Origin of the sequence: Pseudomonas sp., from assembly GCF_046581935.1 — a bacterium.
Classification (GTDB): Bacteria; Pseudomonadota; Gammaproteobacteria; order Pseudomonadales; family Pseudomonadaceae; genus Aquipseudomonas.
The window spans coordinates 76,238-96,783 of record NZ_JAYGFK010000019.1 but is presented as its reverse complement, the minus strand read 5'-3'; the positions used below and the strand labels follow the sequence as shown (position 1 = coordinate 96,783).

Sequence of the window (20,546 nt, the reverse complement as noted above, 5' to 3'; positions counted from 1 at the left end):
GCTCCCAGCCTGGCGAGATACGACCCATTGTCGTGGCGCGCTCGCTGTCGGCGGTAAGGCTTTGCGAGCGGCGCCACGACCCTGGCCTTAGAGATAGATCGCCTGGTGCTCGATATAGTGGGATAGCCCTTGCTCGCCGAATTCGCGGCCGATACCACTTTGCTTGAAGCCACCGAAGGGGGCGAGGCAGTCCGGCCCACTTCCATTCACCGCAAATGTACCGGTCCGAATCCGCCGCGCCACCTCGACCCCTCGGGCATGGTCGGCCGTCCACACGCCGCCAGCCAAGCCATATGGCGAGTCGTTGGCCAATGCCACGGCTTCGTCGACATCCTGATAGGGGATCACGCAGACGACCGGGCCGAAGATTTCTTCCTGGGCGATACGCATGCTGTTCTTCACATTGGAGAAAACGGTCGGACGCACGAAGGCCCCCTGGGTGAGACCGTCCGGCATGCCCAGGCCTCCCGCCGCGAGCGTGGCGCCCTCCGCCAAGCCGCTCTCGATGTAGCTCCAAACCCGCTCCTGCTGCCGCTTGGAGACCAGGGGACCGATGAATGTTTCCGGGTTTGCCGGATCGCCCACCTTCATCCCTTGCACCATCTCCACCAGCGCCTCGACGAAGCGATCATGGAGTTCAGCCGGGACCAGTACCCGGGTTTGCGCGACACACGCCTGCCCACTGCTGAAGAAGGAGGCGAAACGCAGCGCCTCGACGGTGGCGACAAGGTCGGCGTCCGGCAGCACTATCGCGGCGGACTTGCCGCCCAACTCGAGACTCACGCGCTTGAGCCCCTCGCCGGCGAGGGTTGCGATTCGCTTGCCCGCTGCGGTGGAGCCGGTGAAAGCGATCTTGTCGACGTCAGGATGGGTCACCAGGTGCTCGCTGACCTCGCGGTCCGCCGTCAGGATGTTGACCACGCCCTTGGGAACACCGGCTTCGGCAAACAGCTCGCCGAGGAAATGTCCGTCCAGGCCCGTCTCAGGGGCAAGTTTCAATACCACGGTGCAACCAGCCAGCAGGGCCGGAACGAGCTTTGCGAGGGCCGACTGATGAGGCGCGTTCCACGGGATGATAACCGCTACGACGCCCAGCGGGACACAGCGCTGCAGTGTCTCGCCCTGCGGCATTGCCGGCCGGGTGACTTCCCAGGGGAACCTGGCGGCCACATCCAGATAAGCCGCGTTCAGTAGTGGGATGTACTGCTGCACGCCGGCACAAAACATCAACGGGATGCCGTTCTCGCGGTTGATCAACTGAGCGAATTCGTCGCAGCGCGCAGCATGCAGGTCGGCGAACTTCTTGAGTACGGCCTGGCGTTCGGCCGGGCTCATACTCGGCCACGGGCCTTCATCGAAAGCCGTTCGCGCAGCGCTGACCGCCAGGTCGATGTCGCCTTTAGTGGCCGCAGGTACCGTGCCGACGAGTTCATCATTGTAGGGCGAGCGGACCTCGAACAGGTCCTCGCCGAGCGAGGCGACACGCTCGCCGCCGATGTAGTTGTGCGAAAAGGAAGGCATATCAGGTCCTCTTAGGTTATCAACCAACTGGTTGGTTGATAACCTAAGACAGGAAAGAAATAAAGTCAACCAACTGGTTGGTTGATATGATACTGAAAGCCACATACCCGAATGAAATTGACCCGCAACCACGGAGCCCCCCCACATGAGAAACTCGGAAGTGACCAAACAGCGCCTTCTGGACGCCGCCACTGCGGAGTTCGCCGCCTATGGCATCGCCGGTGCGCGCGTCGATCGGATTGCGGTAACCGCCGACTGCAACAAGCAGTCGATCTACGGGTACTTCGGGAACAAGGACGGGCTCTTCGACGCCGTCTTCGATGCCATGGTGGTGCAGACGGTTTCGAGCGTACCCATCGACGCCCATGATTTGGCGGGCTACGCCGGCAAGCTGTTCGATTGGTACCGCAAACACCCGGAAGTGCTGCGCTTGGCGAATTGGCAACAACTGGAACGAGGTGACGCCAACGAGCTGATCAAGATCATGGCGGACGCCACGCAGGAAAAGGTGGCGAAGGTTCGCCAGGCGCAGCAGGCGGGTGTGGTCAGCGACACGATTCCCGCGGAGTACCTTCTGGTGCTGGTGATTCGCCTGTCAACGGCGCAACTGGACCACTGTAATCTCGACCAAAAAAAGAGCAAGGCGCTGCGAGCTGCGATGATCGAGGCTGTACGGCGGATCGTAACGCCATAGGCCTGCCGCATCTATCCGTTCGCCGTCGCCCCCCAAACCAAGCCCAGAGACTACGATTCGCAGAGTGTTTTGCGGGCGAGCGATGACCGACATCACCCACGTGCTCGACCAACTCTGGACGGGCGTTGCTCATGACGACTCAAACAAAACGGGCGAGACGTACGTCCTGCCCGCTATGCAGGGAGCGCTCCGGCAGGGAATCAGCCTTGATGCTAGCCTCGGCTAGGCGGATCGCCAGGTGGTCGATCTGCGTCAGGCAGTGGCCACTTGGGGGTTGTGGTGTATCGAGAAGGCGAAACTGCCCTTGTCGATACCCACGCTACCATCACCCTCACGGCTGTACTGGGCGCGCAGCGATTCGATGGACTGCGGAACGGCGGCGGCAATATCGGCTGCCTGCAGCTTCTCTGCCCAGTAACCGGCTGGTGCGGCCTGCAGCGCACGCTTCAGAAAGGCACCGATATCCGCGGCCTGACTGATACCTTCCAGCCCCTCGACCCGCTCCAGTTGGGGCAGCTCGGACGCCTTGGAGTCTAGGTAGAGCCAGCCCTCGTCTGTTTTATAGAAGTGCGACAGGGCATTGTGGCCCAGGACTGCGCGGCCGGATGGATCGTTGAAGGGTGCACGGCCGGCGTAGTCGAAGGCAAACGACAGCTGCGCCAAGTTGGTGACGGCCGACAGCGAGGTGCGTGAGCGGGTCGGCTGGCCGGTCTTGAGCTTGTGCGCCACATGCCCAACTCGGCACCGCCCCCCACCTACACCGCGGCCTACCCCTTCAAGGGCAACGTGGATCGTTGGCAGGAAATCGAGTTCCACATCAGCCATCTGCGCATCTGGACCGGCGCGGTAGACGTGGACACCGACGCTCTGGATGACGCCAACCGGGGCGGTTTTCACATGCGGGGCTTTCATGGCGTAACGCCAGAGACGGACACCACGAGTCACTACTTCTGGACCATCGCGACCAATCCCGTCCACGATCCCGAGGCAACGTTGAGCAAGGTCGTCGAGCAGACGATGATGACCTTCGATGAGGACAAGGTGGTCATCGAGGCGCAGTACAAGAACATGCAGCGCTTTGCAGCCCGGCCAATGGTGGATATCCACGTCGATGTAGGTGCGAACCGTGCCCGCAAGATCATCGAGCAACTGCGCCACGCGTCTTGATGCCTCTGCAGTGAACCGCGCCAACGCAGGCGCGGTCGCTCTTTCTGCTTCGTGTCAGCCTGCACGCCTGGCAGCAGAGGTTGGCCACTAGGTTCTGTACGAAAAGTGCCTCCGCTCGGTAATGCTTCGTTAAAAACAGGTTCGGAATGCTCATTTACAGCTCGTAAACTCGAATGCGAGCCCAGTCCGTTCCTCACCTGTTTTTGCGGGGCCGCCATCGGTATCGCCTGACCTTCGCTCGACGACTTTTCATATAGAACCTAATCAGCCCGAGGCTTGAGCGGCAGCGGATTGAACCCGGAAATCCCCAACCGCCTCGTTGAGCGCCCCGCCGACCTGCTCCAGCTCGTGCACCGAAGCATTGAGCAGGCCACTCGCTTCGCTACTGCGTTCGGCGATGGCGCGCACCCGTTCCATGCTCTGCCCGACCTGCTCGGCCACCGCGCTCTGCTCTTCGGCCGCCGCTGCGATCTGCAGGCTCATCTGCTCGACCGTCGACACGCCCGCCGCGATGGTTTGCAGGGCGCTTGACGCCTGCTGGGCCAGCACCACGCTTTCGCCGGTAAGCGCCTGGCTCTCCTGCAAGCGGCCAGCGGCTTGCTCGGCCACCAGGCGCAACTGCTGAATGATGGCGGCGATTTCATCCGTGGAGCTTTGCGTGCGCTGCGCAAGGTGACGCACTTCTTCGGCCACCACGGCGAAGCCACGGCCATTTTCGCCAGCACGCGCCGCTTCGATCGCCGCGTTCAAGGCCAACAGATTGGTCTGGTTGGCCAGGGCATTGATCACGTCGAGGACTTTGCCAACGGCTGCGCTTTCCTGCAGCAGCGCCCCCATCGCCGTGGAGCAGCCGTCCATTTCCTGGGCCAGACGGTCGATCTTGCTGGCCGCCTGGCCTACCAGTTGGTCGGCATTGCGCGCCTGACTGTCGGCCCGACCGACAGCCTCGCGGGTATCACTGGCATTGCGCGCAACCTCCTGTGCGGTGGCGTTCATCTGCTGCATCGCGGTCGCCGCCAGTTCCGTTTCCTCGCGTTGTTGCTCAACCCCCAGGCGGGTGCGCTCGGTTACCTGTACCAGGTTGTCAGCCGACAGGTTCAGTTGCCCGACACCCTGGCCGATACGCCCCACCAGCCCACGCAGGCTGTCGAGCATGCTGCCGACGCTGCCCAGTAGCTGGCCCATTTCGTCACGCCGCCCGGCGGCATCGATGCGCGCGCTGAGATCGCCCGCCGCCACTTTGCAGGTCAGTGCTACGGCCTGACGTAGCGGCTGCAGAATCAGCTGACGGATCAACAGGCTGGCGCCAATGCCGAAACAGAGCGCGAGCAGCACGATCAGCCCGAGCAGGCGCAACACCCGCTGGCCGATGACCTGTGAAGCCTGGGTCTGCGCGGCCCCGACGGTTTCGAGCAGTTCGCTCACCTTGTCGGCGGCGGCATTCATGGCCGCCTGACTGGCGCTGGCCTGGCTGCGGCTGGCCGCGAAGCGTTCAAACGCAGCGCGGTATTCACCCAGCGCCGCGCTCGCCTGAGTCAGGGACTCCCGCTCGCTGCCTTCGAGGCGCATCTCCAGGCTCTTGATGAACGATTGCAGCTCGGCCATGCGTACTTCCCAGTCGCTGCGTACCTGTGCACTACCCTCCAGGGTGAAGAACAGCTCGCTGTCACGCAGGTTGGCCAACTTGTCACGCAGCATCGAGGCCTGTTCGAGTTGCAGCATGCGCGTCGCATCAGCCGGCTGCTCAGCGTCGGCAAGCAGGGTGAGCGCATCCAGTTGATCCAGCAGCACCCCGGTGAAGCTCTTGCCGAGCCCCTGGGCGGCACGCTGCATGCCCATGCGCGCTTCACGCGCATCACGCTGCGCCTGGGCGTAGCGCTCGAATTGGCTGAGGTAGGTGTTAGCGGCGGCGATGGAGTCGGCCTGCCCGGCGTCGGCTTGCTGTCTGTGCAATAACGCCACCAGCTCGCCGATAAGGTGGGTGACTCGCTCGCCCGCTTCCGGAGCCAGCTCCAGGCCGAACTCCTTTTCCGCCACCCGCGCGCGCAGCATCAAGGACTCGATGGCCGCCACGTCGCGCAATTTCTCGCTACGCGCTTCGAGCGTGTTCAAGGCATAAAACGCCGTCGCCGCCACCCCGAGCGTCGACAGCAGCACCAAACCGAAACCAAGGGACAGCTTGCCCCCAACAGACAGATTGCCGAGCAGGCGAGCGAACATGGGAGTTCCTTTCTTATTCTTATGCACCGATGAACGGCTTGGCCATCACGGTGAAGGCCCCTGCATTGGGGGCCAAGACACCTTGAGGCGATATGGCGATGCCCTGTCAGGCCGTATGCGCCTCGACCAGACTGAGCTCTCGCTCCTGCGCAATCATCTTGTCCAGAACACGCCGCGCACGCACTGCACCTGCATCGCCAACAAGCAGCACGGGCTTGAGCGACCAGAAGTCGGCATCGCCGATCATCCGCTGCTGCGCCTCCAGCATGGGCAAATCTTCTTCCTGAAAAGGCTTCGTCAAACCTGTTACGAAGTCTTCCGCCCGCGTGCGACCTTCCTCGCCCATGCTCAGCGGGTTACAGACCGAGTACCAGTAATGGGTGGTGGTGTCGGTTTCCGGGGTGAAGATGTGCGGGACGAAGTTCGACACCCCTTCACTACGCGGTTTTCCGGTGGCCACGGAGCCGGCCTCCAGCAACATGCACGCCGGTGCGTCCCAGCGCACGTCGATCCACCGATCGACTGGGGTGCCGACAGGTATGCCGCGCTGGCGGTAGAGAAACTCCGGCAGGATATCGCTGACCGTTTGCCGCTTCGAGAACACCGTGTTGCCCTGCTGCTCGACGCTGGTGATGGCATTCGCCACCGCGCTGCTTCCCAGGGATTCGGGGTGCAGGAACTGGATATGGCTCAGATCCAGGATGTTGTCCGTTTCCAGCACGTAGTTGGCTTTGACGTGCAGGTAGCGCTTGGCGACATAGTACTGAGCCGGATCCTGGCAGGAGAAATCGGGAATGCTGGCGGGGTCGGCCAACTCCGGGTCGCCCATCCAGATCCAGACCATGCTGTACTGCTCGATCACCGGATAGCTCTTGACCACAGCCGCCCTCGGGATCGGCCCTTGCGGGTTGTGGATACATTGACCCTGCCCATTGAACTGCAGGCCGTGATACGGGCACTGCACCCCACCGGCCACACGCTTGCCAAGATGCAGAGGGGCAAATCGATGGGGGCAACGATTCGAGATGGCGTTTACCGCCCCCTCGTCGTCACGAAAGAACAGCACCGATTCATTCAGCAAGGTGCGCTGCAGCAGCGTCTCGCTGTTGATTTCCTCATCCCAGGCCGCCACGTACCAGACGTTTCGCAAAAAATGCATAGCTTGTCCCCTTAGGTTCCGTCATCACCGCTTCTGGAGACTGCGCAAGGGCAACTCGATGCCTTCACATGCCCTTGGCCGCAGCTCCATTTCCCTGATCAGGCCGCGCTGAAGGTCTTGTGCGGGTCGATGACGAATTTCTTCGGCACCCCGGCATCGAACTCGCCGTATCCGCGCGGCGCTTCGTCCAGGCTGATGACCTGCACGCCGACCACCTCGGCGATGTTGATGCGGTCCCACATGATGGCCTGCATCAGCGCGCGGTTGTACTTCATCACCGGGGTCTGGCCGGTGTGGAAGCTGTGCGACTTGGCCCAGCCGAGGCCGAAGCGGATGCTCAGGGCGCCGATCTTCGCCGCCGCGTCCACCGCGCCCGGGTCTTCGGTGACGTAGAGGCCGGGAATACCGATCTTGCCGGCCACGCGGGTGATCTGCATCAGCGAGTTGAGCACGGTGGCCGGGGCCTCGTGCTTGGCGCCTTCGTGACCATGACCACGAGCCTCGAAGCCCACGCAGTCGATGGCGCAGTCCACTTCCGGCTCGCCCAGCAGCGCAGCAACCTGCTCGTGCAGCGGGGTGTCCAGCGACAGGTCGGCGATCTCGAAGCCCTGCGCCTTGGCATGCGCCAGACGGGCCGGGTTGAGGTCGCCGACTATGACCACGGCGGCGCCGAGCAGGCGCGCCGAGGCGGCGGCGGCCAGACCGACCGGGCCGGCACCGGCGACGTAGACGGTGCTGCCCGGGCCGACGCCGGCGGTGACCGCGCCGTGGTAGCCGGTCGGCAGGATGTCGGACAGGCAGGTCAGGTCACGGATCTTCTCCATGGCCTTGTCGCGATCCGGCAGCTTGAGCAGGTTGAAGTCGGCGTAGGGCACCAGCACGTACTCGGCCTGGCCGCCGGTCCAGTCGCCCATGTCGACGTAGCCGTAGGCGCCGCCGGCACGCGCCGGGTTGACGGTCAGGCACACGCCGGTGTGCTGTTCCTTGCAGCTGCGGCAGCGGCCGCAGGCGACGTTGAACGGCACCGAAACCAGGTCGCCGATCTGCAGGCGCTCGACGTCGCGGCCCTTCTCGATCACCTCGCCGGTGATCTCGTGGCCCAGCACCAGGCCGACCTGGGCGGTGGTACGGCCACGCACCATATGCTGGTCCGAGCCGCAGATATTGGTGGAAACGACTTTCAGGATGACCCCGTGCTCGATCTTCTTGCCGCGCGGGTCCTGCATCTTCGGGTAGTCGATCTTCTGCACTTCGACCTTGCCCGTACCGAGATAAACCACACCACGATTACCTGTCATTATTGTTGTCCTCGTATGTTGAGACGCCACGTCGGCCTATCGGCTAGACCAGCGATGACGTCGGTAGCAAAGCGGGTAGACAAGACCGAGCCACCCGCCTGCAGCTTTTACCCAATACCCCAAGCTGCTGTGGGCGCTTACTTGGCGTTCTGGTAATAGCCGGTCGCAACCAGCAGGTGGCCGGTCTTACGCAACAGGGCGTACTTGTCTTCCACCTTGCCGGTGACCGGGTTGCGCCAGCGGTAGCCGTAACCCCCTTCGGAGCGATCCTTCATCATTTCGAGGATCGGCGCGCCGACCGGCTTGCCGTCCGGATCCTTGATGGTTGCGAACTCGACGCCCAGCAGCCGCCGGTTGTAGCCGTGGGCCACATAGCGGCCGCTACGCAGGTCAATGACGAAGAGGTACAGATCGTCCTCATTGAACCGGGGAGACAGGCTGTTGATGGCCTGGAGGCTGGCCTCGGGCTCACGCTCGATGGCTTCTACCGCGCGGCTCAGAAACGCCTTGGCTTGGTCTGGCGTCGCTCTCGGCAGGTACATGCCAACGGCGAGCACGCGATCCCCCACACGCTCGAAGAACACGCGCTTGCGTTCAACCCTGCCGTCCTGGGCATTCATCCAGCGGTATTCGGCCGTCAGCACTTCCCCCTCGGCACCGGCCAGCGCCTGGCGAAAGCCGTTGCGCACCTCTGGCTCGAATGCCTCGGTCACATCCCGCCCGATCCAGGCCGCCGACGTACCTCCGCTCGCCAACATGGTGCCGCTGGTGTCGACGACGAACACATAGTGCTCGTCGTCGATGAACTCCCCCTGACGGCTGAACGCGGCAAAGGCGATATCGCCTTGAACGCGGTAGTAGTCCACCGCGCGCTGCAGCAGATCCCTGGCGCGCTGCTCCTGGTCGGCACTCGCCGAGCCGTGGGTCAGCAGCAACAGCAAGGCACTGCAAAGGAACATCATCAGACGCATGCTCTCAACTCCCTGTGCGCCTCAGCGCACGGTTAATGCCCAATGAAGCGCAGCCGGCTTCGCCCCGGAGTCACCCCGGATCAGCTAGCGCGCAGCCCTGCGGCCTCGATTCCTGCCAGGCAGATTTCTTCGTCCTGATCACCCGTACCGCCGCTCGCGCCGACAGCACCCAGGACGCGGCCCGTAGCGTCCTTGATCAACACAGCGCCGGTCTGGGGAATAAACCTGCCTTGCCCGGTAACGGCCAGCGCATCAAAGAAAGCCGGCATGGCTTGCGCCTTCTGCACCAGCTCGCGGGACGAGACGCCCATGCTCACCGCCGCCCAGGCCTTGCCCGTTGCGATGTCGACACGAAACACCGTGGCGCCGTCCTGGCGCTGCAGGCTCACCACCTGCCCACTGTCATCCAGGACCACCACGGCCATTGGCTTGTAGCCCGAATCGAGCGACTTTTTCAGCGCGACGTCGATGATTCGATTTGCCTGTTCAAGGGATAACTTCATGACCCAACCACTCGCCGATTGATAAAGGTGTTCCGTGCCGCCTCAGATGGCGATAGAGGTCACGACGCCCTGGCCCATGCGCTCTTGCCATTCGGCGAGCAGGCGCGTCAGGCCGGCCTGGTTATCCGCCGCACCGAAGACGTACCGATCCGGCCTCACCAGCACGGCGCGGCATGCGTGTTTGGCCATCCATTGCGCGAGGACGCTCTCTTCCTCGACGACCTGGTTCGCACCGATCACATGAAGGTTCAGCGCAGGCAGTCGGGGCGCAGTGAGGGCTGGGTCGACGACCAGCAACCAGCCTTCGCCCACCAGCTCATCGAAACGCATGCGCGTATCGCCCTGGCGCATCCACGGCTGCGGGAAGATCGTGCCGACCGCGTTGTGCGGTGCCTGCGACAGGATCCCTCCGACGAGCTTGGGCAGGACATCCTGACGAGGCGAATCCCTCACCACGCCACCGGCCTCGGCCAGCAAGTTCGCATCGCGCTGGCGGGCCTTGAGCGGATCGCGCTCGCAGATCACCGAGCCGATGGCCTTGATGCGCTTGATCAGCTCACTGACGTGCTGCTTGCGTTCCTCTCCATAGCTGTCGAGCAGAAGCTGCCCCGCCTCGCCATCGACCTCGCCTTTGAGCACCGCGGCAAGCTTCCAGACGATATTCGCAACGTCGCGCAGGCCCTGGCACATACCCTGGCCCAGGAACGGCGGTTGCTGGTGCGCCGCATCGCCGGCGATGAATACGCGCCCGACGCGCCAACGATCGGCCACCAAGGCGTGGAAACGATAACTGGCCTGTCGCCAGAGCTCGCCGTCCTCAGGCGTGAGCCAGGGAGCCAGCAGCTCCCAGGTGCGCTCGGGTGTCGCGGCCTGCGCCGGATCCTCGCCTTCCTTGAGGGAAATCTCCCAGCGGCGATGGTTGCCGGGGCCGATCACCAGCGTGCATGGACGCTCCGGATCGCAGTACTGCACGCTGGTCTTGGGCAGTTTCGCCAGCCCCTGCTCATTGACCAATACGTCGACGACCAGCCAGGGTTCATCGAAGTCGAGGTCTTCGAGCACGATGCCGACCTGATCGCGCACCAGGCTCCGCGCCCCGTCGCAACCGAGCACGTAGCGCGCACGGATTTCGCCAGAGCCGCCCTGCGGCCGGGTTACCGAGAGAGTTGCAGCCTCGGCGTCCTGGCCAACCGAGGTCACCTCGATACCCAGCTCCACTGTCACGTTGCTCAGGCTGGCCACCTTGCGGCGGATCGCCTTCTCCACGGGAGGTTGGGTGAACACGATCGACGGGGTATAGCCCAGCGGGTATGGCCGGTCGATCATGGTCAGGCGCTTGATGAGCTGTCGCTCGACACCGTAATACTCGGACGGCGTGAAGGGCTCCGTATAGGGCATCACATCGTCGACTATGCCGATCTGCTGGAAGATGCGCATGATCTCATGATCGAGGGCGATGGCCCGTGGGATGTCGTACACCTCTTCGAGGCAGTCGCCAACCCAGACCTTGAAACCGGCATCGCCCAGCATCGCCGCAGCGACGGCGCCAGCAGGGCCGAATCCGACGATGGCAACATCGTAGAGTTCGTGTTGCTGATCTCTGGCGTCCATGTCAGGCCTCGTCGACGATGGTGTTGACCAAGGTGCCGATCCCTTCGATCTCCACCTCGAAGCGGTCGCCATCTTTCATCCAGACAGGGGGCGTGCGGCTCTGCCCGACACCCGCCGGGGTGCCCATGACGATGAGGTCGCCAGGTTCGAGCGTCATGCAATCGGTCAACAGCGCGATGGTTTCCGCCACGTTCCAGATCATGTCGGCGGTGCTGGCGTCCTGCATGACTTCGCCGTTCAAACGCCCCTGGATCTTCAGGCCCGATGCACCGGCCGGCAACTCGTCAGCCGTGACCAGCAGCGGGCCGAAGCCGCCTGTGGCATCGAAGTTCTTGCCGATCGTCCATTGCGGCGTGCGCTTCTGGTAATCGCGTACCGAGATGTCGTTGAAGCAGCTGTAGCCGAACACCAGATCCAGCGCATCTTCTTCGGATACGTGCTTGCCGCGCTTGCCGATGATCACCGCCAACTCGGCTTCGTAATCGAACTTCACGGAGTTGCGCGGGCGCAGCGCCTGCCCGTTATGAGCCAGCAGGGAGCTGGCGCCACGATAGAAGAACCAGGGGTAATCCGGCTTGTCACGGCCGGATTCCTTGGCGTGGTCGTAGTAGTTCAGGCCCAGGCAGATGATCTTGCCCGGCTCCGGCAGGGTCGGCGCCAGTTGCAACGACGCCATGGGCAGGCGCGCGGCCTGCGACTCATGCGCGGCGGCTGCAGCGGCGGCCAGATCCACCCCGGCCAGCAAGGCCTGGCGCAGGTCGCACGGCACCTGCGGCTGGGCCTCGTTGAAATCGATGACGTTATCGCCCTCTACCAGACCCAGGCGCGGCTGGCCGTTCTTCACATAAGTAGTCAGTTTCATTGAAAGTTCTCCTTGATGAATTCGATGGCCCGCTGCGCTTCTTTCAGGCGGGCGCTCGGTGGCTGTGAGATACCCCATTGATCGATGCGGCCGGGCGGCCAGACCCAATCCTCGGGGCCGCCGACCTTGTAGGTGCTGTCGATCTGCTCGACTTCGGCGGTGTATTCGATGACCACTCCGTCGGGGCCAACGAAGTAGTTGAAGGCGTTGTTGCCGGGGCCATGGCGGCCCGGCCCCCAGTCGATGGAGTAGCCGGCGTCACGCATACGGCCGCCGCCACGCATGACCGAATCGACGTCGGGCATCAGGAAAGCGATGTGGTTGAGCGCGTCGTTGTCCGTGTCGCCCAGGGCGAGCGAATGGTGGTCGCGGTCGCAGTTCATGAAGGCCATGATTCGGGTGCGATCGGCCAAGCGGAACTTGAAAGCGTTTTCGAGAAATGCCTGAGCGGCTGGCAGCTCATGGGCGTTGAGCACGACATGGGCGAGACGTATGGGCCGGTCAGGCGCTTCGTGAGCGTAGGCGTGGCATTCATCGCCGTGCACCACCTGGAAAATGCGCCCGTCCGGATCCCGGACGGTGAGACCCACACCGCCGCCGGGCTCGTTCACCTGGCCAATGGGCGTGATGAGCGTGCCGCCTGCCTTGACCGCCGCCTGGGCGATTTCATCCAACGCCTGCGCACTGCGCGCACGCAAGGTGACGGTGCGCAGCGCGGCTCGCGGGCCGGGGTGCAGTGACAGCAGGTGATGATCACTTCCCGTGCCACGCAGGTAGACCGAGCCGTCGGCACGAGCGGCAATGTCCAGATGCCAGATGTCGGTATAGAAGCGAGTCGCCGCTTCGACATCCGGCACGATCAGGGCAACGCTGCGCAGCGCTTCAATCCAGGGTGAACTCATTTATGAACCTCCAGGCCGAGAAAACGCTCGGCATTTGCATAGGCGAGCGCGCTGGCCGTGGCTTCTGCAAAGCCCGCAGCACGAATTCGTTGCACGGGTGTGCGGTCGTGAAAGTTGAAGGGGTAATCGGTGCCGACCATGAGCTGCGATGCGCCGAACAGCTCGACCAGATGGCGCAAGGTCGGCGTATCGAAAACCAGGGTGTCGAAGTGCAACTTGCGCGCTTGCGCCATGGGCGACTCGCTGATTGCCTCACGCAAAGCGGGAAAAACCTGCCAGCCCTGTTCGAGCCTTGGCAGCAGCGACGGCAGCGTGCCGCCGCCATGACTGAAAGCGATGCGCAGGCGTGGATGGCGCGCCATGAGATTGGTGGTGATACAGGACGCGGCCGCCAGGCCGACGTCACTGGGATAGGCCAGCACCTGCTGCAACGGGCCAGGGCCCAGCAGCCTGTCCATCCCGGTGGGCTTGAGCGCGTGTACGAACACGGCCGCACCGAGGTCGACACAGGCTTCGAAGAATGGGTCGAATCGCGTGTCGCCGATGGGTACGCCGTTGATGTTGCTGCCGAGCTCGACGCCCACGAAACCGGGGGTCTGCATGATGAAGCGCAGCTCGTCTATCGCCAGATCCACGTCCTGCAGCGGCACGGCACCCAGGCCCAGCAGGTGCGCAGGCTGGGTCGCCACCATGGCGCCGATCTGCTCATTCAGATAGCGCAGGAGCTGTTGTGCATCCTGGGCATTCAACCAATAGGAGAGCAGCTCGGGCATGGGCGACAGCACCTGGATACCGAGCCCGAGGCCGGGCAAGTCGGCCAGTCGCTTCTCGACGTCCCAGCACTTGTCCGAAACGGTGCGATATACCTTGTCGGCAATCACGACATGCCGATGGCATTCGTGCGCAGGCGCCATGGACGGCCAGGCAGTGGGGAGTCGATCACCGATATAGGCAGGCAACGTCGCGGGGACCACGTGCGCGTGAATATCGATACCGCAGCAATTGTTGGGATTGATTATTTGCATGGCCGCAGTATCTTGCGGCACTCTGTATCCAGCAACTCAATACAACGAATAACAAAAATCCATAAAACAAATTCGGAATTCTGCCATTCATGAACTTGCGCAACGTCGATCTCAATCTCTTGCTGGTATTCCACGCGATGATCGAGCATCGCAGCGTGACTCGAGCGGCCGAGTCCATTGGCTTGAGCCAACCCGCTACGAGCGCTGCGCTCAACCGGTTGCGCTCACTGCTGGGGGATCCCTTGTTCGTCAAGGCCGGGACGGAAATGCACCCAACGCCGAGGGCCACGGAGCTGATTCAACCGGTGCAGCTGATCATGGAAACGATCAAAGGGCATATCCTGCCCTCGGCGGCCTTCGATGCGTCGACAACGGATCGCCAGTTTCACATCCTCACGCCGGATATTGGCGAGATCAATTTCCTGCCCAAGCTCCTCAACCACCTGGCGACCCATGCACCGAACGCACGCCTTAAGACAATGTCCATGCCCAAACACACGGCAGCGGAGGCACTCGAGTCCGGCATCGTAGACTTGGCCATGGGCTATTTTCCGGATCTGCAGAAGGCGGGATTTTTTCAGCAAAGGCTGTTCTGCAACGAATACGTTTGCATCCTGCGGCGCGACCATCCCGACATCGGCCAGACCATGACCCTGGAGCAGTTCCTGAGCGCCAAGCATGCCGTTGTGCAGCCCGAAGGCCGGGAGCATCTATTCGAGAAATTCCTGCTGGCGGAAGGCGTGAAGCGGACGGTACAGCTCGAGGTTTCGCACTTCATGAGTCTGCTGCCGATCATCTCGACCAGCGACCTGGTGGCGACCGTGCCGCATGACCTGGCGCAAGCCTGTATCCGCTTTGGCAACGGCAACATGCGTATGCTGCCTTCCCCCATCAAGGCGCCCGTCATCGAGCTGCAGCAGCTCTGGCATCGCCGCTATCACAAGGATGCCGCGCATACCTGGCTGCGCACGTCGATACACAGTTTGTTCAGCGCGGAGTAGGCAAAAAAGAGCGGCCGAAGCCGCTCGAAGTGCCTCAACTTACCCAAGCAACAGCCGCTCAACAGCGAGCCGTCTCCTGCTGCGGCCCATCCGCCAGGGCCGTGCGTAACAGCACGGGGGCTGACAAGGCGCCAACGACCGCGCCATAGACCATCTTGAACGCCACGAACGGCCAGAACGACATGGACGCTATTCCCAGGGCGACGAATGCGCCGATAGAAAGCGGGCCGATGATGGCGGTCATCAGCACGGCAGCCAGCAACGCCCTGAGGAACAGGTTATGCGGAAGCCGAAAACCCATGACCTTCAAGGCACTGGATGGAAGGCGGGGTATGCGTCCTGCCTGGACTCGCTTGCGGGTAATCAGCATCACCGCCGTATTGGCAAACAAGGTCAGCATGAACACGGTGATGAGCAGGTCGAGCGCGATGCCATCGCCACCCCACAAGCCGATCTGGGCACTGTTTCTGAACAGCATGAAGGTGAAGGCAAAGGCCAGCAGTGCGTTGATGACGCAGCCCAGCAGCACTTCATTGCGAATGTATTTCTTATGCGTGGAACTCAGATTGGTTTCCATGAGCGAGAGCCTCTGGTCATGCGTAGCCGATTCGATACAGGGCTCTGGTCGGCCTCACTGACGCGCGACCAGAGCCTGCTCAGGGGGTTCTGTCAGTGTGCTGTCTCGCCGGATAGCTTGATCTCGGATGGCGCCCCACGGCGGGTGTCCGGCATGCGCTCGTTAGGTGCGAACACCACGCCGTTCTTCAGCGCATACTCATCCCACAACTGCACCATGTGCTTGACGACTTCGGGATGCTCTGCCGCGACATCGTGGCTTTCGCTGCGATCGCGCTGCAGGTCGTAGAGCTCCCACTGGTTGTCGGCGAATGGCGTCATGACCGATACCAGCTTCCACTTGCCGCTGCGCACGTAGCGGCCGCCGAACAGCTCGCCTGCGAGAACGCGATTGGCCAGTTGCTCGCTGCCAGCCTCGCCATTGAGTACCGGAGCCAGGGAAACCCCGCTCATGGGATGCACGGAGCGACCGTTGTACTGATTGCCTTCGGGCAGACGAATACCGGCGAAATCCAGAATCGTCGGTGCGATATCCGTCACGTGCGTCGGGACCTCGATGCGTGGCGTAGCAGCGCGCTGCCCAGGCAGGCGCACGAAGGCCGGTGAACTGACGCCACCTTCGGTCGTCCAGCCCTTGAACAAACGGAACGGCGAGGCACTGACTTCGGCCCAGCGCGCGCCATAACCGACGTTCGAGAGACGGCGGCCGATGTTTTCCAGGCTGTTATCGGTGTTCTCGTTGGCCGGGAAGAAGCTATCCGTTGGCTCCGCGCCGTTGTCAGACATGAAGATGACCAGCGTGTTGTCGTACTCACCCAGATCCTTGAGGGTCTGGATCAGGCGCCCGACGTTGCTGTCCATGTTGTGCACCATCGCCGCATAGACTTCCATCCGGCGTGCTTCATCCGCTTGCTCCTCAGGGCTCAGCATGTCCCAGGACGGGTAATCCTTGGACGTCGGCAGGCCTGCGTTCGGCTGGGCATCTTCGCCGATCAGCCCCAGCTTGCGCATGCGCTCGAGGCGCGCCGCCCGAATCGCCTCGTAACCGGCAGCGTACTTGCCCTTGAACTTGGCAATGTCCTCATCAGGCGCCTGCAGCGGCCAGTGTGGCGCGGTGTAGGCCGCCCAAGCAAAGAACGGTTTGCCGTCGCCATGATCCTGCTTGATGTATTGAATCAGTTTGTCGGTGTAGGAGTTGCTGGAGTAGAAATCCGCCGGCAATTGGGTGCGCTGATCATTTTCGACGTACTGGCCGCGATCCGCAAAAATCGGCTTGCCCGGTACGGGGGCGAAGTGCGAGCCACCACCATTCATAAGCGCGAATGACTGCTCGAACCCTCGTGCCACGGGCCACTGTCCGGGCTCCTTGCCGATGTGCCATTTACCCGCCATGTAAGTGTGATAACCGGCATCGCGCAGGATTTCCGGCAGCCAGTAAACATGATCATTGAGGTAGCCCTCATAGCCTGGCTTACCCTGCAACTGCGGCGATCGTGGCAGCAGTTCGGCCATGGTGCCCAGGCCGGCGAGATGGTTATCGGTACCCGACATCAGGGCAGCACGCGTCGGCGAACAAGTCGGGGTGACGTAATGATTGGTCAGCAGCATGCCCTGGTTGGCGAGCTGGTCGAGATTGGGTGTTGGGATCTCGCTACCAAAGGCACCGAGATCCGAATAGCCCAAATCGTCCGCCACGATCAGCAAGACGTTCGGTCGTTCTGCAACCGTTTCAGGCGACCCATTGGCGGTGGCGGCAGCACTCAGGCCGGACACGCCAAGTGCGCATACACCCAAGGCGACACGCAGCAATGCTGTTCTGGCATTGCACTTGAACCGATTCATTCGCGTTTATCCTTTTATCGTTATTGGAGGAAGTAATCCCACGCGCTGGCTTCGTTGAGGCAACGCTGGCGAGCACGTTCGGCGGGATGCCCCGGCTACCGCGATGGGCAGCCGGGTTCTCATCCAGGTGCTAGCGGACGCCCTGCGCAGCCAAGCCATCGGCAGTGAAGGTGACCGTCGGCCAACGCTCGGTCTGCCGCTGATGGTAGGACTGGTCGTTCATCACGTTGGCGATGTAAGCCGTGTTCGACAGCAGGTCGTTATAACCGAATGTCTGCTGGATCGCCCCGCCGATTTCCGGCATCACGTAGTTGAACATCCAGAGGGTTTTCCACAGCTTGCCGTCGGAGTCCCAACGGTCACCGAGGTTGGCCTGCCAGGTGTCTTCATCCAGGTAGTACATGCTCTTGGGCGCCTGATGGCGCTTGCCAGGTTTCAGCGTGGCCTCGACCACCCAGACACGGTGCAGCTCCCAGCGCACGTGCTCGGGGTTGAGGTGCTGGCCGGTGACGATGTCCGACTCCTTGGCTTGCAGGAACTTGTTCTCGTTGTAGGGGATGAGCATTTCCTTCTTGCCCAGAAGCTTCCAGTCGAAGTCGCCGGTCTTGCCGGAGAAGACACTGAGCTCGTCGTAGAACATCAATCCAGCGGTGGTCGGCGTCGGCTGATCGCAGCAGGCGTTCGGCACTCGACGCACACGGCGTTGGCCAGAGAGGTAGGTGTAGGTTTTCGACTTGTCTTCATCCACGTTCTGGCGACCCACTACGATCTCGCCTGCACGGATGGGTGGGCCAATCGTCTCGACGTTCAGCTCCCAGAAGTAGCCATCGAAGTTCGCGACGTTACCGTCCTCGAAGTAGTACGGCATGCGCTGACGCAGGTTGGCGTTGGTGGTCAGGATCTGCTTGCCTTCAGCAGTGATCTGGTACTGGTTCAGCGCGACCTGCCAGGAGGAGCCACGCCAGGCCAGCTTGTGGTTCCAGATCGCTTCTTCGCCGTTCTTAGGAATGGGGAAGGGAATGCCGCCATAGACGTTCTTGGCAATAGAGCCGTCCAGCTCGCCACGCACGGCATTCTCGGCGGTGTTCTTGTATACCCACTCCGGCGCCGAGGCCGTGCGGTGGGTCGGGTAGACATCCACGCGGTAGGTATCCGGATACTTCTTGAGCATGGCCTTGACGCCATCGGTCAACTGCTCGGCGTACTGATCCATGTTCTGCGCGGTCACGGTGTACAGCGGCTTCTCGTCCTTGAATGGGTCACTACGGCGGCCACTGGTATCAGCGGGGCCTTGGTAACCGCCGTTCCAGGCCGGGATGGTGCCTTTGGCATTGCCTGCCTTCTCGCCGCCCAGAGGCGTCAGCTCGTTACCCAGCTTGGCGGCCTCCTCGGCCGATACGGCGGCCATGGCCGGCTGCACCATCGAGGCAAGCAGCGCCAGGGCAATTGCGGTATGACGAATATTCATCGAATGATCCTCCGACTCAGAATGTGGTGCGCACGGACAGGGTCAGGAAGTCCCGGTCTGCCAACGATTGTTTGTACTGTTGCTGCTGATCGCTGTTTTGCGGCGTACCCGGATCGCCGTAGAAATGCATGTACTGCATGGTCATGGTCCAGTTGTTCAGGTACGTGCCTTCCAGGCCCAGGCTGATATCGCCGCCGTTATCCGAACCGAAGGTCGGGCCAACGGCCGACGAGTTGCCGTGGGTGTAGCTCACCCCCAGCGGGACAGCGAGGTCGAGACCATCGAGCACCTGCCGATAGCGCGGGGTGAATACCACCCTCATCGAGGCGGCATCGCGATCGGCCAGCGGGTTGGCGAACTCCTGGCCGGAGGTAAAGCTCAACCGGCGGTTCCAGGCGATCTCGCCGGCCAGGGAGGTTTCTTCGGCCAACCAGTTCGGACGTAGCGAGGTGAGCATGCTCACGTTGGCATGCGCGCTGCGGCCAACGGCATAACCCGGATTGTGGTTGTTGTCATAATCCCCATTCACCACCACCCCGCCAGGGGTCTGGAAGATCGTCAGGCCAGTGCTCGCCAGCGGGGTGTTGTCACGGATCGAGAACTCGGCACCGATGTTCACGCCGCCAAAGCTTCTGTTGGAGCTAATGCCATAAGCCTTGATGCCTTCGTGATAATTCTCTTGGAAGGTCAGCGGTGTGGACTGCCCCGGCAGACCCGACCAACGCGTGTAGATGCCACTCGGCGCAGTCGCGTGATAACGAATGGCATGAACGCCGAAGTCGGTATCCAGTGCCTCCGAGTAGTAACGCAGGCTGATCCCACCCTGGCCGGAGTCCTTGGCGCCATTCTCGTCGATCACCGTGAAGGAGCCCCGAGGCCCTGCATACACGCGCTCAGCACCTGGGCCCACGGAGTCGCTCGTGCCCATGAAGGAGCCGACCGGTGGCAAACGGTTTTTCTTCCACTCGTAACCCAGGTAGGCGCTGACAGACACATCTTCTGTCAGCGACGCCTGAACCGAGACCTTACCGGTGGGTAACAGAATTTCCTTGGTGGTGGAGCCCGGCACCGAGCGCGCCTTGACCGCATCGGCGGGTCCCTGGCCTCCGGCGATGGCGTTATTGCCGAAGAACAGGCTTTCCCCGAACAGTACGGTGTGTTTACCGGCGCGCACCGTCACCGGGCGATCGTTCGGGCTGAATTGCCCGTAGACGAAGGCATCCAGCAGCTCGGCATCGCGCCCCATCAGCCGCGCAGTTTCCGACGAGAACTCGTTGGCAGGCTGGCCGACCGGACGGTTGGCAGTGGTGGTGTCGTTGTCGTTATGGTTCTGATAGACATTGTCATACCAGGCGGCGCCACTGAGGCGCAGACCATAGTTCTGATACTTGGCATCGAACTCGGAAAAGATGTCGAGACGGTTCTGAATCAATGAACCCTTATCGAAGTTATTGTTGCCGTCATTCTGGTTGGGCGCGGCAGGCGCCAGTGTGGAGAGTGCAGCTTTACGATCTTCCATCCGCCAGCCAACACTGTATTTGAGCGTGTTGTCCCAGCGCACCGACAGGTCGGGAATACCCGTGTCGATTTCAAAGGCCTGTGCCTGAGTGGCGCCAAACAACGCCAATGTAATTGCGACTTGCAGGGAACGCGGGCAAGCAGAGCCCGTAGGCTTGAACTGTGAAGTCTTCATCCTATTACCTTTTTAATTGTTAGTTATTGAATC

Annotated in this window: 17 protein-coding genes and 2 pseudogenes; 3 read left to right on the top strand and 16 right to left on the bottom strand. The window is 62.2% G+C overall.

Annotated features, from left to right (window positions below):
* Positions 1–87 precede the first annotated feature (87 nt).
* Positions 88–1,521: an aldehyde dehydrogenase gene (locus tag VCA57_RS17270; protein ID WP_411186306.1), complete on the bottom strand. Its 1,434-nt coding sequence runs from the start codon at positions 1,519–1,521 to the stop codon at positions 88–90.
* Positions 1,522–1,666: 145 nt separating this feature from the next.
* Here VCA57_RS17270 and VCA57_RS17265 point away from each other — a divergent pair, with 145 nt between their 5' ends.
* Positions 1,667–2,215, top strand: coding sequence for a TetR family transcriptional regulator (locus VCA57_RS17265; RefSeq protein ID WP_411186305.1), 549 nt, complete (start codon positions 1,667–1,669; stop codon positions 2,213–2,215).
* 252 nt (positions 2,216–2,467) lie between these two features.
* On the opposite strand, the gene VCA57_RS17260 is transcribed toward VCA57_RS17265, so the two are convergent.
* Entirely contained in the window at positions 2,468–2,944 is a 477-nt protein-coding gene (locus tag VCA57_RS17260) for a hypothetical protein (protein ID WP_411186304.1), read from the bottom strand.
* Between VCA57_RS17260 and VCA57_RS17255 the strand changes: the two are divergent.
* Positions 2,927–3,382, top strand: a pseudogene (locus tag VCA57_RS17255) (aromatic ring-hydroxylating dioxygenase subunit alpha); the annotation flags it as partial. The gene VCA57_RS17260 and the pseudogene VCA57_RS17255 sit on opposite strands and share 18 nt — an antisense overlap.
* 264 nt (positions 3,383–3,646) lie before the next feature.
* On the opposite strand, the gene VCA57_RS17250 reads toward VCA57_RS17255, so the two are convergent.
* The 10 genes and pseudogenes from VCA57_RS17250 to VCA57_RS17205 form a co-directional block, all read right to left on the bottom strand.
* Positions 3,647–4,537, bottom strand: coding sequence for a methyl-accepting chemotaxis protein (locus VCA57_RS17250; RefSeq protein WP_411186480.1), 891 nt, complete (start codon positions 4,535–4,537; stop codon positions 3,647–3,649).
* Positions 4,532–5,602: pseudogene (locus VCA57_RS17245) on the bottom strand (methyl-accepting chemotaxis protein); the annotation flags it as partial. The pseudogene VCA57_RS17245 and the gene VCA57_RS17250, both read right to left, overlap by 6 nt.
* A 106-nt stretch (positions 5,603–5,708) precedes the next feature.
* Positions 5,709–6,761, bottom strand: a complete 1,053-nt coding sequence (locus VCA57_RS17240; RefSeq protein WP_411186303.1) for a Rieske 2Fe-2S domain-containing protein — start codon at positions 6,759–6,761, stop codon at positions 5,709–5,711.
* 98 nt (positions 6,762–6,859) lie between these two features.
* Positions 6,860–8,059 (bottom strand): formaldehyde dehydrogenase, glutathione-independent, encoded by a 1,200-nt coding sequence (gene fdhA / locus VCA57_RS17235; RefSeq protein ID WP_411186302.1) that lies wholly within the window; start codon positions 8,057–8,059, stop codon positions 6,860–6,862.
* A 137-nt stretch (positions 8,060–8,196) separates the two neighbouring features.
* A complete protein-coding gene (locus tag VCA57_RS17230; RefSeq protein ID WP_411186301.1) occupies positions 8,197–9,030 on the bottom strand; it encodes a cache domain-containing protein in 834 nt (277 codons plus the stop codon).
* An 80-nt stretch (positions 9,031–9,110) separates the two neighbouring features.
* Positions 9,111–9,533 carry a GlcG/HbpS family heme-binding protein gene (locus VCA57_RS17225; RefSeq protein ID WP_411186300.1) on the bottom strand — a complete coding sequence of 141 codons (423 nt, stop codon included), beginning with the start codon at positions 9,531–9,533 and terminating at the stop codon, positions 9,111–9,113.
* Positions 9,534–9,575: 42 nt separating this feature from the next.
* A complete protein-coding gene (locus VCA57_RS17220; RefSeq protein ID WP_411186299.1) occupies positions 9,576–11,144 on the bottom strand; it encodes a bifunctional 3-(3-hydroxy-phenyl)propionate/3-hydroxycinnamic acid hydroxylase in 1,569 nt (522 codons plus the stop codon).
* 1 nt (position 11,145) lies between these two features.
* Positions 11,146–12,006 carry a fumarylacetoacetate hydrolase family protein gene (locus tag VCA57_RS17215; protein ID WP_411186298.1) on the bottom strand — a complete coding sequence of 287 codons (861 nt, stop codon included), beginning with the start codon at positions 12,004–12,006 and terminating at the stop codon, positions 11,146–11,148.
* A complete protein-coding gene (locus VCA57_RS17210; protein ID WP_411186297.1) occupies positions 12,003–12,908 on the bottom strand; it encodes a VOC family protein in 906 nt (301 codons plus the stop codon). Before VCA57_RS17210 ends, VCA57_RS17215 begins: the two co-directional genes overlap by 4 nt.
* The gene (locus VCA57_RS17205) at positions 12,905–13,933 is read right to left on the bottom strand and encodes an amidohydrolase family protein (RefSeq protein ID WP_411186296.1); all 1,029 of its coding nucleotides are present in this window, start codon (positions 13,931–13,933) and stop codon (positions 12,905–12,907) included. The genes VCA57_RS17210 and VCA57_RS17205 overlap by 4 nt, the downstream gene beginning before the upstream one ends.
* 89 nt (positions 13,934–14,022) lie before the next feature.
* Here VCA57_RS17205 and VCA57_RS17200 point away from each other — a divergent pair, with 89 nt between their 5' ends.
* Positions 14,023–14,934, top strand: coding sequence for a LysR family transcriptional regulator (locus tag VCA57_RS17200; RefSeq protein ID WP_411186295.1), 912 nt, complete (start codon positions 14,023–14,025; stop codon positions 14,932–14,934).
* A gap of 58 nt (positions 14,935–14,992) precedes the next feature.
* On the opposite strand, the gene VCA57_RS17195 is transcribed toward VCA57_RS17200, so the two are convergent.
* From VCA57_RS17195 to VCA57_RS17180, 4 genes are all read right to left on the bottom strand, one after another.
* Positions 14,993–15,511 (bottom strand): hypothetical protein, encoded by a 519-nt coding sequence (locus VCA57_RS17195; RefSeq protein WP_411186294.1) that lies wholly within the window; start codon positions 15,509–15,511, stop codon positions 14,993–14,995.
* A 92-nt stretch (positions 15,512–15,603) separates the two neighbouring features.
* On the bottom strand, positions 15,604–17,352 hold the full coding sequence (locus tag VCA57_RS17190; RefSeq protein WP_411186293.1) for an arylsulfatase: 1,749 nt from the start codon (positions 17,350–17,352) through the stop codon (positions 15,604–15,606).
* Between the two features lie 130 nt (positions 17,353–17,482).
* The gene (locus tag VCA57_RS17185) at positions 17,483–18,820 is read right to left on the bottom strand and encodes a DUF1329 domain-containing protein (protein WP_411186292.1); all 1,338 of its coding nucleotides are present in this window, start codon (positions 18,818–18,820) and stop codon (positions 17,483–17,485) included.
* Between the two features lie 16 nt (positions 18,821–18,836).
* A complete protein-coding gene (locus tag VCA57_RS17180) occupies positions 18,837–20,513 on the bottom strand; it encodes a DUF1302 domain-containing protein (protein ID WP_411186291.1) in 1,677 nt (558 codons plus the stop codon).
* Positions 20,514–20,546 lie beyond the last annotated feature (33 nt).

Bases quoted from the DNA above. Each gene is read 5' to 3' on its own strand.
- VCA57_RS17220 (WP_411186299.1), bottom strand. From the start codon at position 11,144: ATGGACGCCAGAGATCAGCAACACGAACTCTACGATGTTGCCATCGTC.
- VCA57_RS17225 (WP_411186300.1), bottom strand. From the start codon at position 9,533: ATGAAGTTATCCCTTGAACAGGCAAATCGAATCATCGACGTCGCGCTG.
- fdhA (WP_411186302.1), bottom strand. From the start codon at position 8,059: ATGACAGGTAATCGTGGTGTGGTTTATCTCGGTACGGGCAAGGTCGAA.
- VCA57_RS17215 (WP_411186298.1), bottom strand. From the start codon at position 12,006: ATGAAACTGACTACTTATGTGAAGAACGGCCAGCCGCGCCTGGGTCTG.
- VCA57_RS17265 (WP_411186305.1), top strand. From the start codon at position 1,667: ATGAGAAACTCGGAAGTGACCAAACAGCGCCTTCTGGACGCCGCCACT.
- VCA57_RS17205 (WP_411186296.1), bottom strand. From the start codon at position 13,933: ATGCAAATAATCAATCCCAACAATTGCTGCGGTATCGATATTCACGCG.
- VCA57_RS17230 (WP_411186301.1), bottom strand. From the start codon at position 9,030: ATGCGTCTGATGATGTTCCTTTGCAGTGCCTTGCTGTTGCTGCTGACC.
- VCA57_RS17190 (WP_411186293.1), bottom strand. From the start codon at position 17,352: ATGAATCGGTTCAAGTGCAATGCCAGAACAGCATTGCTGCGTGTCGCC.
- VCA57_RS17195 (WP_411186294.1), bottom strand. From the start codon at position 15,511: ATGGAAACCAATCTGAGTTCCACGCATAAGAAATACATTCGCAATGAA.
- VCA57_RS17240 (WP_411186303.1), bottom strand. From the start codon at position 6,761: ATGCATTTTTTGCGAAACGTCTGGTACGTGGCGGCCTGGGATGAGGAA.
- VCA57_RS17180 (WP_411186291.1), bottom strand. From the start codon at position 20,513: ATGAAGACTTCACAGTTCAAGCCTACGGGCTCTGCTTGCCCGCGTTCC.
- VCA57_RS17270 (WP_411186306.1), bottom strand. From the start codon at position 1,521: ATGCCTTCCTTTTCGCACAACTACATCGGCGGCGAGCGTGTCGCCTCG.
- VCA57_RS17200 (WP_411186295.1), top strand. From the start codon at position 14,023: ATGAACTTGCGCAACGTCGATCTCAATCTCTTGCTGGTATTCCACGCG.
- VCA57_RS17185 (WP_411186292.1), bottom strand. From the start codon at position 18,820: ATGAATATTCGTCATACCGCAATTGCCCTGGCGCTGCTTGCCTCGATG.
- VCA57_RS17250 (WP_411186480.1), bottom strand. From the start codon at position 4,537: ATGCTCGACAGCCTGCGTGGGCTGGTGGGGCGTATCGGCCAGGGTGTC.
- VCA57_RS17210 (WP_411186297.1), bottom strand. From the start codon at position 12,908: ATGAGTTCACCCTGGATTGAAGCGCTGCGCAGCGTTGCCCTGATCGTG.